The following is a 15,136-nucleotide window of genomic DNA, read 5'->3' on the forward strand; positions in this document are numbered from 1 at the left end:
GAAGATCTCTGTGGTTTACATTATTGGATACAAAAAATGTACAGTTTTTTTAAAAATAATCTTTAACGTAATAAAAAATGAGCATGTGCTGATGTAAAATAAAATTAAAATTTCAGTCTCTATTTGATATTAAATTTTGATATTTTTCAGATAATTTTGTTGTTTCTTGCGGCGGCCTGATGTTGTGGGGATGAATATGTAGAGGCATTCTCTCTGTTTTTTTAATAGCACTCTATAGCCAGTCAAAGCTAAAAATTTAATTTGGGGGGCGCTATGTTGGGCATGAATACTTTTCACTTATTTAATATGATGAAATTGCGATGCGATTATCTCCTAAATCTATTTGTTGTCACTTTATTCTGTCTATCCAGTGTTTCTCTTGCGAACGCAGCTTATCAGCGTGGATATTTAAATTTAGGTTTTGAAACGCCGACCATTGCGACAGGAAGTAACGTTTGCCGTGTCTATATTAGTAGCACACGTGTCCCAGGCTGGCTGACCACACATCCTTATGGTAATGAAGCTGTTAGTGGGACTTGTTCGATTTCTACCAATGGCTCAGGACAATTGATGGAAATGTGGGCTGGGTCAAGAAATATTGACGGTAACAATACCACGCTAACGAATACGATTAAAGCGCGAGAAGGCAATCAATTTGTAGAGTTGAATGCAGATGCTGTTTCGACCGTGTCTCAGAATATTTGCTTGGTTAATGGTGAGTCGGTATCTTGGAAATTTAGCCACAATGGTCGTAATACCACAGACGATACCATGTTATTACGAGCTGGCTCTCAGACCATTGCAACGGTATCGACAAGCAAAACAGGTGACGGTCAGGTCACGAGTTGTGCATCTGGGACATGCTCGGTGTCAAGTGGTTCGGGTTCAGGAGTTGGAGCTACAACAGGTTCCACCATTAAACGTTGGGCAGATTATAGTGGAACTTTTACTTACACAGGCGCAACGAGCCAAGTACCGATGGGATTTCAGTCCACTTCTGGAACGGGCTCAAGCGGAAACTTTTTAGATGCGATACAAATTATTGTAAAACCCATTATTGAATTTAGTTCAGCCAATTATGTTGTACCTGAAAATGGTGGCACAGTGCAGCCGCTTAAGGTTATTGTGGTCGGTGATGTACCGAGTGGGGGTATTTCATTAGTCTTTAATGTGAATGATGGCACAGCTCAATTGGGTGTCGATTATAAAATTAATGGTGGAGTTGCAAACACTTTCACCAAGACGATACCACAAGGTAATTACGGTGCGGGGACCCCTTATGTTCTTGAGGTTCCGGTCGAAATTCTTAATGATTTAGTGAATGAAGTTGACGATACATTTAATGTAACCATCAATCAAAGTAACGATTTTCATATTATGTCATCAAATGATTGCGGAGCATCTGGTAATGGTGTCGCAAACTATGTGATTAGTGATGATGATCAACCCACAGATATGGACTTAAAAGTTGAGAAGAAACAAAGAATAGGGACATCTGGGTCATTCTTATCTAATGCATTGATTATGAATGTTGGTGATACCATTCAGTATCAGTTGGTCATTAGTAATAATGGTGAAAATGCTGTGAGTGATACCAGCCGAGCTAGTTTTACCGATTCAGTACCAAGTAATTTCAATACACTTTCTATACTCAGCACAACGAAAGCAAATGGTGCGATCACTTGTAGTGCAAGCTTTACAGGCAATAATTTAAGTGGGCAGTTTAGTGGTCCCAAAGGTGCAACTTGTACGCTTATTATTCAAGCTAGAGCAAATAGCGCAGGGATTATTACCAATACTGCGACAGTGAGTGTACCGTCTGCCAATACTGACATTTACCCATCAGATAACAGCAGTAGTGTACAAGTTTCAATTGCAAAAGCTCTAATTACCTTAACCAAATCTACGATTGGTGGGCTTGGAACATTTGGCTTTGCATTAACAGGTACAAGCCAAACGTCGGGAACAATCACAACACAGACTCAAGGTGATGAATATCAAGTTGATGGTGATACAACATTAACAGGCATACAGCCTTTTGTGGTGACAGGAACAGGTAATGTCACGATTAATGAAAATAGTTTACCGACGGGAGGAGGCTGGAGCATAACTGGAGCAAGTTGCCGTAATAGTGCAGGCAATGCTGTTGGTAGTCAGTCTGGTTCGACCTATACACTTACAGCGACTGATATCACCAATAACCCCAATTTAAACTGTAACTTTGTGAATACTAAAATTCCAACGGTAAAGATTCAGAAAATTTCTCAGGGAGGAACGGGAACATTCGGTTTTGCGAATACTAATTTATCTAGTAGTTCCAGTAATGTTGCGACAAGTTTACAAGGATCACCCAATATTGGAACGGGAATATCGCCTGTTTTAACGGTAGTGAGTAATGCAACAGATGTTGTTATTAGAGAGTCATCAATTGCGACGGGTTATGCACTAAAATCTGCAAGTTGTACTGATTCAAATAGTTTTATTACAGGAAACATTGGTACATTTGGTAATTTTAGTACCGATAGAATCAGGATTCCGTACACCTATTTAATTACTGGTGGTGCTGACATTACCTGTACTTTTATTAATAGTAAGCCTAGTTTGGTTATTAAAAAAATTAGCCGTGGTGGGGTAGGTAAGTTTGATTTCACAGGTAATAATGGGATTGCCAATCACTCGATTACCACAACTATCCAAGATACGGAAACGGTTGGTGAGACCCAGTATTTTACCAGTCCTAACCCTTCAACAGATGCGGTGATTACTGAATCGAGTATGCCAACAGGTTTCCGTTTAACCAATGCTGTTTGTACAGGATTGCCAACTAGCTCTGTAACGCCGAATTATGTCAATGGGACAGTCACACTTAATAAAAGTGGAATTGTCTCAGGTGCAGATATCATCTGTACGTTAACTAATACGCTGACCACATTAACGATTGTTAAAAAATGGGAAAATGCCATAGCGGGTGATAGTGTAATCGTCAATAGTGTTGGTTTTGATACCAATGCGACCACAGCAGTTTCGGTTGCTGATCAGACAGGCGAAAATACCACGACGGGAACACCTGTGATTCTGATGCCAAATATGGTCGGAAAAACGGGCACAATTTTTGAGGCATTTAGCAAAGGTGATGTAGCAGATTATAATAGTACCTTGATTTGTACAGGCAATAACACAGCTTTAAATGGTAATAAATTAACGATTCACAGTGATGATGCAGCAATTGTTTGTACATTAACCAACAGCCGAAAAAAACTGGTTTTAATTACGGGGCGTGTGTTTAATGATAATGGGGGTAATATCAATAACAGTATTACAAATGCCTATAATGCACTTCAAGATGCCAATGAATCAGGTATTGCAGGCAGTAGCCTGAAGCTCGCAAATTGCTCTGGGGTAGAACTTAATGTTGTGACCATCAGTAATAGTAATGGCGATTATAGTTTTAAAGTAGAAGACAGTGTTTTAACGAATCCATTTTGTATTGTGCAAACAAATTTGCCTGAATATAGCTCGGTGAGTGGTTCGAGTCCAACCGGAAGTTATAACCGAAGTACGGATACGATTTCCCACCCTAAAACAACCGCAACCAGTTATCCAAATAATAATTTTGGTGATGCAAATCTGAATATCGTACTGACTGAAGACGGGCAACACACCATAGCTTCTGGAGAGGTCACAGATTATCCACATCGTCTCAATTCACAAGCTCCAGTACAAATTACTCAGTTCAATCAGTTATCTACCCAACAACCCAACAGTGGTAATGACCAAGTTTGGCAAGCTTTGGTTTATAAAGATACGAACTGTAATGGGAATGTGGATACTGGTGCAACCATATTTAATCCAACCGTAGCGAATCCATATACATTACAACCCAATGTAGATTTTTGTTTGGTTCAACGTGTTCATTCACCTACAAATGTCATGGCAGGCGCACAGCATGTTTCGACCTTAGAGGCAAGTTATAGTGTGATCTTGGCAAATCCAACACAGACAATTACGGGTCAATCAACTAAACGACAAGATGTCACATTGATTGGTAAAGCGGGTCTTAGCTTAACTAAAAAGGTACGCGCAGTTGCCAGTTGTCCTTCAACGTCGGCTGATCAAAACCAATTTGCTGTAACGAATCAAGCAAATAAGGTCGACTATTTAGAGTATGAAATCACCTATAAAAATAATAGTACCAAGATGCTGAATAATGTGAAAATTAAGGATAGTTTACCTATAGCCACCAGTTTCGGTAGTATGAGTTGCAATTCAACACCGAATGGTAATACTTGTAATATCAATCATGTCGGAGATGCATTAGAGTGGAATTTAACTGGCGTATTAAATCCCGCAGCGACAGGAACCGTGAGGTTTTGTGTAAATCAATAACATCAATCTAGGTTGAATGATAAAAATGATTTTGGTGATTTATGTTTGAAAACGGCCTTGTAGCCCACCTGTATGAATCGCCAAAATTCGTGTATTTGCTGGAAAGTGGTTCTGTTGAATTAAATCAAACAGTCCCATCATCATCTTAGCGGTATATACCTGTTCCAATGGAATTGTATATTGCTGTTCAAATTGCTGCATAAATTGTAAAAGCTCCTGACTCGTTTTGGCATAACCCCCACAACAATAGGCATCGGTTAATGTCCAATTGTTTTTAGTGGTCCACTGTTGAATATCGTGTTGTAAAAAATCACCTTTCAACGCCGAAAAGCCTAAAACCTGCTGTTGTTCTGAACTGCTTTCAATCAGTCCTGCAATTGTTCCACCAGTTCCAACGGCACAGCAAATCACATCATAATTTTCTCTATCTTCAGATGTGAGAATTTCTTGAGTACCCTGAATTGCAAGTGTATTTGTTCCACCTTCTGGAATTATAAAGGCTTGAGGATATTGCCCTTGTAATTGCTGTAAATACTCCGATTCATGACGCAGACGATATTCAGCTCGACTGACAAAATGAAGCTGCATCCCGAAGTCCTGCGCCGTTTGTAGCGTTGGATTCAAATCTTGTGTGCTAAGTTCTTCTCCGCGAATGATGCCAATACTTTGAAAACCAACGAGCTGTGCTGCATAAGCTGTTGCTGCAATATGGTTGGAATAAGCCCCACCAAAGGTGAGAATTTGACGTAAACCTTGTTGTTGGGCTGCGGAAAAATTGTATTTGAGTTTGAAGAACTTATTGCCTGAAATCTGTGGATGAATCAGGTCAAGGCGTTTAATTGTCAGTTGAATTGAGCAAGGAAGTGCTAATGTTTGATAAGGTGTATCAAAGGCAATGTGATCAAACATTTGAGATCATTAAAAATAAATTGAATCCTATTGTAAGTGTATTCGATTGTGAAAGTCAGTATTGGAATGGCTAAATTACTTTATGCATGATTCGATTTAGTCCAATCTAATTCGCTTATGTTTTAACTACTTTCCGATAACATTTGCCGTAGATGAATTTAAAAAGTTTAAGTGTCTATCACTTGGCTCATGCTTTGTGTGGTTTAGGTAAAATCTAGGCAATAAGGTACTTTGATATAAGATTACAGTGTTAAATATAAGCCTAAATTGATTGTGAATAAAAAATAGCAGCAGGTGAAAGATGCAGGGCTTTATACAGCGTTTTGCGAGAGGGATTAAACATCGACCATACCTATCTGCAACCTTTAGTTTAGGTCTCGTGATTTATGCAGTTTTGCATTTCTTCACCCATTGGCAATGGGCAACTTGTTTACAAATAGGCTGGAATATTGCCATTTGGTTATATTTATTCCTGACCCTAAAAATGATGTGGCACTTAGATGCAGTGCATATTTTACAACGAGCCAAACAACAAGATGCAGGCAAATGGGCCATTCTAAATGTTGTGTTGATTGCGATTGTGATTTGTTTTATTTCGATTGTAGTGCAATTGAGTCATGTCCCAAAAGATCAGGCTTTTTTAAAAGGATTTCTGATTTTATTGACCATCGGGACTATTTTTTCAACATGGCTGCTACTACATACTTTATTTGCGATTCACTACGCGCATGATTATTATCTTGCCAAAAGTCAGCAAAAGAATCCGGGTTTAGATTTTCCAAAAACTGATCAACCTGATTATCTCGATTTTATTTATTTTAGTTATATTATCGGCACTTCTGCACAAACGGCAGATGTTTCGATTACCAGTTCTGAATTGAGACATCTGAATATTTTTCATTGCGTTTTGGCTTTTATTTTTAATACCATGATTTTAGCCATCGCCATTAATGTAGCAGCCAGTTTAATTGGATTATAATTGATAACTTATTTTTATTAATTTTATTAAAATACATCATTTTTATTTTTGATTAGTGTCGTCTATTTTAAAAGATAGATGACATCGCAAGGATAAAAACATGACCACTCAGCATCAAGTTAATCAACAGCAATACAAAGATAAATCGCAAGCTTATTTAAACAGTCAAGTGCATGCACAAGGCGTCGAATTTCAGAAGATGCAACAACTCATCCAATCTCATCAATTTCAAAAAGTCTTAGATTTGGGCTGTGGCGGTGGGCATGTGACTTATCAGGTGGCAGCATTGGTTGATGAAGTAGTTGCCTATGATTTAACGCCGTCAATGGTTGAGCTTGTATCGACTCAAGCCAAACAAAGAGGTTTTGAAAACGTGATTGCCCAACAAGGTGCAGCGGAAAAATTGCCTTTTATAGATCAACGTTTTGACTGTGTCATCACGCGTTATTCAGCGCATCATTGGCACAGTGTTGCTCAGGCAATGCATGAAATTTATCGTGTATTAACTCAAGGCTGCAAAGTTATTATTGTTGATATTTTAGGAAATTCAAATCCAGCGATTGATAGCTTTTTTCAGACTATTGAAATGATTCGAGATCCGAGTCATGTCAGAAATTATAGTTTGCAGGAATGGATGTATTTCGCGGAATCTACAGGCTTTAAAGTTGAAACCTTTGCAAAGCAACGTTTGGATTTAGATTTCCAAAGTTGGACAGAACGTATGCAAACGCCTGAATATGCCATTACCACCATACGTGATTTACAAAGCAAAGCATCAGAGTTGGTGCAACGATATTATCAAATCAAAGCTGATGGTTCTTTTAGCAGTGATGTTGCTTATATCGTTTTATCAAAATAAGTTGAAAAACCATAGGGCAGCAAGCCGCCCCATGGTTATTTAAAACTTAGTGAAAAACTGCTTCCAAAGCATTTAAGCCAACTTTAGGATCAAGTAAACCATTGTAAATCTCTGGAATTTCACGTTCGACACCTAAGAGTTGATAAATGGCAATCATGGCACAACGTACTGAATATTCCACAGTGAAAACTACATCATCTTCAAGCTCTACGAATTGACCTAAGAAAGCAAAGTTGACCGCATTTTCTGGAATCACCAATGGGCGATCACCTGCTTTACGACATGCAAATAGGGCAGAGGCATAAGGCATCATTACTGTGCTAATGTCGGTATGTGCCAACACATGATCCAAGATATCATCGAAACCAAATTGATGAATCAACTCAATTAAAATCTCTTGACCTGTGGCTTCGCTCATCGGTTTTTTAATGTAATCACCGATATGGTCAATTTCAAAACCATAGCCCCATAAGGTGAATTTACCTTCTGGTAAGTCAGCAAAATGCGGTTGTGCAGGAACGACCACAGACAAATGCCAACCAGATTCAAACCAAGTCATCAATGCACCTGTACCGGGTTCATTTCCCGTGTAATCAATGATCCGTTTTAGCAGTACATCATCATGCATAGTGAGCGTAAAAGATTTCCATTTATGCTCATCAATGTTGCCATAGAAGGTCATTGGGCGACCAAAATCAGGGGCTTTTTGAGCCAATGTTTCCCACAAACGCCAGCCATGATCTTGTCGGTCACGAATCAGCTCAGGAACATCGAATTTATCGCCATAGCGTGAATCAGCCGTAATCGAACCTAAAGTAAAGAGCGCAAGATCATGCTCACCCAGTTGAATTTGTTCAGTGCCTTCTGGAATGTTGACATAAAGTTGAGTCGCTTTACGTTCCTTCGTTTGGGTATCTTCGACAAAGTCCGCATCTGTGACATAACTACCAAAACGAACATCAACGCCTTGTTCCACCAACCAACGTTGTAAGGGATGAATCATTGAATCATATTGATTGTATTTGGTTCGTTTTACGCCTGCTAAGGTATGGATGCGCGGTAATTCTTGAATGAAACGTAAAAAATAACGGCGTAATTCTGCTGCGCTGTGCCATTTTTGAAAGGCAAACGTAGTTCGCCACATCCGCCAAAAGTTGCTTTGGAAAAATGCATCATCAAAAAATTCATCAATACGGCGGCTACCGATACGATCTTCTTTTAATGCCAGTAGACGTAACATTTGAGCGCGGTTGAGCGTTGATAATCCCAATTTTTGAGCTTCTGCAATAATATGATTTGAGTCAATCAAACGTGCTTGAGCATTGGTTTTGACTTGTTCATTGAACTCACGGCATTCTTCACGGACAGAAATGTCTGGGTTTTCTAATGATGGAATGCTTGAAAATAAATCCCAAGTACAGAGATAAGTCTCATCGGTCAGCATACGTCCACCACGTGTGACCCATGCTTGATTTGGATTGAGTGGATTATGCCCACCATCCATCGAACCACCTGAAACATTCAGTTCTTCTAAAATATGGATATGTTCGGCTGGCACTTTAGCATCACGAATCGCAAAAGCAGCCGCGGCCATACCTGCAATCCCGCCGCCAACAATCCAAAGATGTGATTTAGAGCGATCTAATGTTTTAAGTCTTATATTTTGCATCTGATGTGCCTCGTTTGTAGTTCTAAAGAAAATTAAAGACATAATTTTATTATGGGATTGTATGTTTTAAAAATATATGAAAGTTCTGCTAAAATTCGATGATAAATTTTTATCATAAAAATACTTTAATAGAAAAAATGGATGCACAATAAAATTTTAGTATTCATATGCTATGTTTTAACTGTTTGATATTGAAATTAAATTGAGTTTTTACTCTATTTTTAGTTTTTTACTAAATATCAAATTGCTTGAAAAATCCTTAAATTTATAAACAGAAATCAAAAAAATTATATCTTCTATTATGGTTTTTTAAGTAAAATAATAGTTGAAAATTACTTTAATTCAGAGGCTCACTTGGAATCATTATTGATTTTAGGCTCTATTACTTTGGCATTAATGTTAGGTGCTATTAGTCCTGGCCCTACATTTATTTATGTCGCCAAAAACTCAATTGCGATTTCTCGTAAACATGGCTTATTTACTGCGCTTGGTACAGGCACGGGGGCAGCATTATTTGGTTTGCTTGCAGTGATGGGGCTACAAGCAATTTTGTTGGCTGTGCCTTCTGCCTATATCGCTTTGAAAGTTTTTGGTGGTCTGTACTTACTTTGGCTGGCGTATAAAATTATTAAACATGCCAAAGAACCCATGGAAGCCATGAATGGTACTGTGAAGACCATGAGCTATGCACAGGCTTTTCGTTTAGGGCTGATTACCCAGCTTAGTAATCCGAAAATAGCGATTATCCTTGCCAGTATTTTTACTGCGTTATTACCGAAAGAAATCCCAAGGTATTTTTATGTGGTGTTGCCGATGCTGTGCTTCTTTATTGATGCCGGTTGGTATTCTCTGGTTGCGGTGGCATTGTCTGCGGAAAAACCACGCCGTGTATATTTAAAGTTTAAGAAAGTATTTGATCGTGTTGCAGGTGGGGTAATGACCTTGCTTGGGTTGAAGTTGATCTTTGGGATGAAGTGATTATTTTAGTTGTCGCTACTTTTTGATATGTCATGTACTTACTGTTACAGGATGTCTTTAAACAAGCTTGGTGACATAAAGTTTGTACCATTGAGTAGAGCGGTTATTTGCATATTCTAGATCTGATATTGATAGTAACTTAAGATTTTTTAATTTATATTACTGAAAGTTAAGAGAAGAAAGAGTTATTTGAAATACTTTCATAAAAATTTTATTAAAACTATAATAGTAGATTTTTACTCTATTTAATTAGGAGGGGATATGCTCTTTAAAAGTACAAAAACATGGCATCAAAATGCTAACTTAAATCTAGTTTTATTTTTAGGTCAAAGGTTGGATGAGTTGTTCTTTGATTATACATTAGATACTTATAAACCGCCTGCTTTAAATCCGACATTTATTTGTCGAGAGGCACTATCATTAATTAATGAAATAGAAAATGAGACTTTAGATAGGAATAATTTAAGTCATGTTTTAGAAGAGCTAGAATGGGCACTTCGAAGTGATTTGGTTGTAAAAGAGTTGCTTTTATTGGATGTAGATAATTTCATTTTGAAAGGTGATGAAGTTAAATTAAGTGATTTGAAATTAAAATTAGAAGTTCTTGGGAAAATATTAAATCCTGTAGATTATTTTAATTTATGTTGTACCTCACTTTTTCATGAGATATCTAATTCAGGTTCGAAGAAAAAAATTAGTAAATTAGCAACTTTACTAGCATCATTATTAATAAATGTTGGAGTCTCTAAGCAACATATTTATGAGAAAACTAAAGAGTTTTTCTTCAGTGATCGAGAGATTCAGAATTTTAGTGAACTACATGTTTTTTTTGAAAGTATTTCTTTAACACATCATAATTTTGAAATATTTTTTTTGGTTTCAAATGAAATATTAATGATAAAAAATACTCTAAACGGATTTGATATTAAAATAAGAAAAGAATTGCCAGTTAAATTTCGGTCATTTGCTATAGAACAAAATCTAAAAAGAAGTAGAAATGAGGTATGGGCACAAGTAGACTCTATAGAAACATACGATAGACATACAGCTAGACGATCAGCAGAAAATAGATTGGAAATGGTTAGTGATTTATTCTCATTATATTCACATAAAACAAAAATTAAATGGAGATCTGATGCTATAATTACACAATGTTGTGAAGATATTAATAGAGTAATTAAAGTTGCCAAGAGTCCGATGGATAAGTGTTTTGATGAAAAACCTCATATAGCTTCTAAAAAATTAAACTTTTTTTTACAGAATATTAGTTTGAAACGTGATGCAATTATTAAATTTAATCGAGTTGTAGATTTGCATTCAACAGCGTTAGGTAGTGACTTACCAGAGAATCAGTTAATTAATATTTGGATTGCAATAGAAACTTTAATTCCATCTACTATCCATGGTGGAGGAAAAGTTAAAAAAATATGTAATGCTTTAGAACCCATCTTGTTAAAAAATTATATTCAACGTCTGATAGTTAATTTGGTTAAAGATCTTATAAAGTGGGGGCGTAGTAAATTAACTAATATTTTGAAAAAAATTGATAATTATAAGACAAAAAAATTGACTAGGTTAGTGTTGGAATTAATATGTTTGGAGAAAAATGAAAGTTTAAGAAGTGATTTATATAAAGAATTAGGAAATTTTCACCTTCTTAGGTATAGATGTTTTGAAATTTATGAATTATTTAAAAAGCCAGAAAATATTGTAGCTAGAATTGCTTTGCATGAAAAGAAAATTAGATGGCAGTTAAGACGAATTTATCGAACCAGAAATTTAATTGTACATAGTGGCAATACTCTACCTTATATTGACACTTTGATAGAGAACTCCCATGATTATTTAGACCAAGCAATTAATGCAGTAATTGAATATTCATGTGGGAATCTAAGTGCAAATACATTAGAACAAATATTTGAAATGGCAAAATTAGATTATGAGTTTTATTTTAAAGAGCTTAATAAAATTGAAAAATTCGACGAAAATAATATTAATATATTTTTAGACTGATATAATAACTTTATTGTTTTTTAATTCTATAGATAAAAGTGGATTATCTTTAAGTCAAAAGAAAAGCCCCTACAACGTAGAGGCTTTTTTCATCTAAGATCTAAATCTTAAGACACTTTATCACCCGCTTTAGCACCAGATTCAGGTGAAATCACCCAAACACCTTCGCCATTACCTGCGGCAAGTACCATACCGTTAGAAATACCAAAACGCATTTTGCGAGGTGCAAGGTTTGCCACCATCACTACTAATTTGCCTTTTAAATCTTCTGGCTGATAGAACTCACGAATACCACTAAATACATTACGTGGTTCAGCTTCACCTACATTTAAAGTGAGTTGAAGCAGTTTATCCGAACCTTCGACCGTTGCAGCTTCTAAAACTTCAGCTACACGGAGATCAACTTTCATAAAGTCTTCAATACCAATAATTTCAGCTTCACCTACTTTAGGTTCAGGCTTTTTCTCGGCTTTCTTCTCTTTTTTCTTTTCCACTTTTGGCGCTTCTGCCGCAGCAGCTAAAGAATCTTTCGATGCATCCACCATTGAAGCAACTGCTTTAGGATCAACACGCTGCATAAGCGGTTGAAATTGAGAAATTTTGTGTGCAACGAGGATTTGCTGACGTGATGCAAAGTCAAAGCTTTCAAGTTGTAGAAAAGACTGAACTTGAGACGCAAGTGTTGGCAATATAGGCGATAAGTAAACGGCAAGCTGACGGAATAAGTTAATACCAACCGAGCAAACATCATGAACTTGTTGTTCTTGACCTTCTTGCTTCGCAAGCGCCCACGGTTTTTTCTCATCAATATATTGGTTTGCTTTGTCTGCAAGCGCCATGATTTCACGAACTGCCGCAGAGAATTCACGTGCTTCATAAGCTTGCGCAATTGAATCGCCCGCATCAATAAAGCTTTGAACCAGTTCAGGCTCAGCACAAGTGTTGGAAAGTGTATTATTGAAATTGCTGTTAATGAATTTTGCACAACGGCTGGCAATATTCACGACTTTACCCACAAGGTCAGAGTTTACCTTTTGAACGAAGTCATCCAAATTCAAATCTGAATCTTCAACTTTGTCAGAAAGCTTAGAAGCAAAGTAATAACGTAAATATTCAGGATTCAAGTGCTGTAAATAAGTTTCAGCTTTAATGAATGTGCCGCGAGACTTCGACATCTTCTGACCATTTACTGTCAAGAAACCATTCACGAATAAACCTGATGGGGTACGGTAGTTTGCACCTTCAAGCATTGCAGGCCAGAACAGCGCGTGGAAATAAACGATGTCTTTACCAATGAAGTGATAAACTTCTTTATCGCTATCTTTTTTCCAAAAGTCATCAAAGCTTAAATCAGGACGTTTGGTTTTGATGTAGTTTTCAAAACTCGACATATAACCAATCGGTGCATCGACCCAAACATAGAAATATTTGTTTGGCGCATCTGGAATTTCAAAACCGAAATAAGGCGCATCACGCGAAATATCCCAATCCGATAAACCTGCTTCAAACCATTCATCTAACTTATTAGCAATTGAAACAGGAAGGCGACCTTGGTCACGCGTCCATTTCTGTAGGTATTCTGAGAAATTCGGAAGTTTAAAGAAATAGTGATCTGACGATTTCTCAACTGGTGTTGCACCACTCAATGTTGAGCGAGGGTTCAATAATTCAGTTGCATTGTACGTTGTACCGCATACTTCACAGGCATCACCGTATTGATCTTCTGACTTACATTTTGGGCATGTGCCTTTAATGAAACGATCAGAGAGGAACATGCCTTTTTCAGGATCAAAAAGCTGATTGACAGGTCGAATTGCGATATTGCCTGCTTCACGGTTCTTAATATAAATTTCTTCTGAACGCGCTTTGTTCTCATCGCTATTGGTTGAATCATAGTGATCGAAATGTACGCCAAAACCATCAAAATCACGAATGTGTTCTTTCTGAACATTGGCGATTTGTGCTTCAGGGCTGATGCCATTCGCTTCAGCACGTAACATGATCGCTGTACCATGAGCATCATCCGCACAAACGTAAGTCACGTCATGACCCATTGCACGCATCGCACGAACCCAAATATCTGCTTGGATATAACCGAGTAAGTGACCCATATGGATAGGACCATTGGCATAAGGAAGGGCATTGGTGACTAAAATTTTACGCACGGATATTGTTCTCTCATTCGTATTTGCAAGGCAGATGATTTTACATGACTTAACACTGACTTGCACAAGGGAATCGGTGAAATCTTTTTAGCCTGATGGGAAATCATTATTTTTAAACTTCATACAAGCTTCACTTTGGCTTCAACCAAAACACATTTCATTTGTTAAGAATAAGTACAATCTCAAAAATAGAGGAATAGAAATGAGGTCTTGGTCTTTAGTCTGCGCATCACTCTCAGCCAGTTTAGTTTCTGTTTTTAGTTCTGTGCTTCCATTTTGCCTGTTCTTAAATTTTCGACAGAATCACCTGATTCATGTAGTAAGTGATGGAATGGAAGTCATGATGTATCTGACCCCAATCCTTCTCATTTTGGCTTTTATGTTTTATTTGATTGTTTTTGCTGTATTGAAATTACCCATGCAGATTTTTGATTTATTGCAGTTTTTAAAAATAAGCCTGATCATTTTAATTGCTTGGACATTCCTCGTTGCAATGATTCTATTCGAAGATCAGGTCAATCAGATTGATTTTTCAACTTTAAAGATCAGTGTTTTGATATATTTCATCATGCTGCCGATTCTGGCGTTAGGATGTATGAGTGCGAATAGTTGTTATTTCGTCATAGATAGCAACGCATATAAAAAGGCTCTTTAGTTAACACTTTTTAATTAAGTGAATTGTTTGCCCTTCGTCATAGAAGTAAAGCTCATAATGCTTGAGTTTGTTGTGACTACCATTAGTGATGAAAGAACCTGAACAGGGTACTTTCCATTGATTATCAGTATTTTCAGTCAGTCCAATCCAAGCATGTCCACTAAATGTGAATGTATGCTCATCTTTCATTTTAAATTGATCAAAATAGATTGCATCACACCAAAATGTATTATTAATAGAATCTACTTTGGAAAATTTCCAGCAACTTAAAAAAGCAATTAGTGATTCTAAACCTTCATGTTGTTTATAAGTATTGAATTGAAGGATAGTTTGGGCGATACCGCGCTCTATAGCCAAGACTCTACGTTGAATTCTTCTTTTGCTGGAATAAACATATTTTGACCACTTTAAGTATCTTTCCTCTTCTTGTTTTTCCTGTGTAACTTCTTCTTTATTCATATTCGATTTTGGATAGTTTTATCTGTTAATTTTTGATCATGGAGTTTTGAAAAAAGTATGTATC

At 37.0% G+C, this 15,136-nt stretch carries 10 protein-coding genes and 1 pseudogene; 6 read left to right on the top strand and 5 right to left on the bottom strand.

All coding sequences use genetic code 11. The features are described 5' to 3' along the window. Nucleotides 1-282: 282 nt before the first annotated feature. Complete coding sequence (locus tag O1450_RS03340) at nucleotides 283-4,386, top strand: beta strand repeat-containing protein (RefSeq protein WP_269229687.1); 4,104 nt, start codon at nucleotides 283-285, stop codon at nucleotides 4,384-4,386. Nucleotides 4,387-4,425: 39 nt separating this feature from the next. Here the strand turns inward: O1450_RS03340 and O1450_RS03345 are convergent, their stop codons facing one another. Next, the gene (locus tag O1450_RS03345; protein WP_269229688.1) at nucleotides 4,426-5,295 is read right to left on the bottom strand and encodes a 1-aminocyclopropane-1-carboxylate deaminase/D-cysteine desulfhydrase; all 870 of its coding nucleotides are present in this window, start codon (nucleotides 5,293-5,295) and stop codon (nucleotides 4,426-4,428) included. 301 nt (nucleotides 5,296-5,596) lie between these two features. On the opposite strand from O1450_RS03345, the gene O1450_RS03350 reads away from it, so the two are divergent. Together O1450_RS03350 and O1450_RS03355 are read left to right on the top strand one after the other, a co-directional pair. Further along, nucleotides 5,597-6,274, top strand: a complete 678-nt coding sequence (locus tag O1450_RS03350) for a DUF1345 domain-containing protein (RefSeq protein ID WP_269229689.1) — start codon at nucleotides 5,597-5,599, stop codon at nucleotides 6,272-6,274. A gap of 100 nt (nucleotides 6,275-6,374) precedes the next feature. Further along, complete coding sequence (locus O1450_RS03355) at nucleotides 6,375-7,133, top strand: class I SAM-dependent methyltransferase (RefSeq protein WP_269229690.1); 759 nt, start codon at nucleotides 6,375-6,377, stop codon at nucleotides 7,131-7,133. Nucleotides 7,134-7,179: 46 nt separating this feature from the next. On the opposite strand, the gene O1450_RS03360 is transcribed toward O1450_RS03355, so the two are convergent. Then, a complete protein-coding gene (locus tag O1450_RS03360; RefSeq protein WP_269229691.1) occupies nucleotides 7,180-8,802 on the bottom strand; it encodes an oleate hydratase in 1,623 nt (540 codons plus the stop codon). 354 nt (nucleotides 8,803-9,156) lie between these two features. Here O1450_RS03360 and O1450_RS03365 point away from each other — a divergent pair, with 354 nt between their 5' ends. Further along, a complete protein-coding gene (locus O1450_RS03365) occupies nucleotides 9,157-9,780 on the top strand; it encodes a LysE family translocator (RefSeq protein WP_269229692.1) in 624 nt (207 codons plus the stop codon). Nucleotides 9,781-9,830: 50 nt separating this feature from the next. Here O1450_RS03365 and O1450_RS03370 read toward each other — a convergent pair. Next, a pseudogene (locus tag O1450_RS03370) lies at nucleotides 9,831-9,929 on the bottom strand (MBL fold metallo-hydrolase); the annotation flags it as partial. 112 nt (nucleotides 9,930-10,041) lie between these two features. Between O1450_RS03370 and O1450_RS03375 the strand changes: the two are divergent. Then, nucleotides 10,042-11,793, top strand: a complete 1,752-nt coding sequence (locus tag O1450_RS03375; protein ID WP_269229693.1) for a hypothetical protein — start codon at nucleotides 10,042-10,044, stop codon at nucleotides 11,791-11,793. Nucleotides 11,794-11,900: 107 nt separating this feature from the next. On the opposite strand, the gene metG is transcribed toward O1450_RS03375, so the two are convergent. After that, nucleotides 11,901-13,958, bottom strand: a complete 2,058-nt coding sequence (gene metG / locus O1450_RS03380) for a methionine--tRNA ligase (RefSeq protein WP_269229694.1) — start codon at nucleotides 13,956-13,958, stop codon at nucleotides 11,901-11,903. Nucleotides 13,959-14,160: 202 nt separating this feature from the next. Between metG and O1450_RS03385 the strand changes: the two genes are divergently transcribed. Next, nucleotides 14,161-14,613 carry a hypothetical protein gene (locus O1450_RS03385; RefSeq protein WP_269229695.1) on the top strand — a complete coding sequence of 151 codons (453 nt, stop codon included), beginning with the start codon at nucleotides 14,161-14,163 and terminating at the stop codon, nucleotides 14,611-14,613. Here the strand turns inward: O1450_RS03385 and O1450_RS03390 are convergent, their stop codons facing one another. Further along, the gene (locus O1450_RS03390) at nucleotides 14,614-15,072 is read right to left on the bottom strand and encodes a hypothetical protein (RefSeq protein ID WP_269229696.1); all 459 of its coding nucleotides are present in this window, start codon (nucleotides 15,070-15,072) and stop codon (nucleotides 14,614-14,616) included. Nucleotides 15,073-15,136: the final 64 nt, after the last annotated feature.

The sequence above is a fragment of the Acinetobacter sp. TR11 genome, from assembly GCF_027105035.1.
In the GTDB taxonomy this organism is placed as follows: domain Bacteria; phylum Pseudomonadota; class Gammaproteobacteria; order Pseudomonadales; family Moraxellaceae; genus Acinetobacter.

Bases quoted from the DNA above. Each gene is read 5' to 3' on its own strand.
- O1450_RS03340 (WP_269229687.1), top strand. From the start codon at position 283: ATGAATACTTTTCACTTATTTAATATGATGAAATTGCGATGCGATTAT.
- O1450_RS03345 (WP_269229688.1), bottom strand. From the start codon at position 5,295: ATGTTTGATCACATTGCCTTTGATACACCTTATCAAACATTAGCACTT.
- O1450_RS03350 (WP_269229689.1), top strand. From the start codon at position 5,597: ATGCAGGGCTTTATACAGCGTTTTGCGAGAGGGATTAAACATCGACCA.
- O1450_RS03355 (WP_269229690.1), top strand. From the start codon at position 6,375: ATGACCACTCAGCATCAAGTTAATCAACAGCAATACAAAGATAAATCG.
- O1450_RS03360 (WP_269229691.1), bottom strand. From the start codon at position 8,802: ATGCAAAATATAAGACTTAAAACATTAGATCGCTCTAAATCACATCTT.
- O1450_RS03375 (WP_269229693.1), top strand. From the start codon at position 10,042: ATGCTCTTTAAAAGTACAAAAACATGGCATCAAAATGCTAACTTAAAT.
- O1450_RS03385 (WP_269229695.1), top strand. From the start codon at position 14,161: ATGAGGTCTTGGTCTTTAGTCTGCGCATCACTCTCAGCCAGTTTAGTT.
- O1450_RS03390 (WP_269229696.1), bottom strand. From the start codon at position 15,072: ATGAATAAAGAAGAAGTTACACAGGAAAAACAAGAAGAGGAAAGATAC.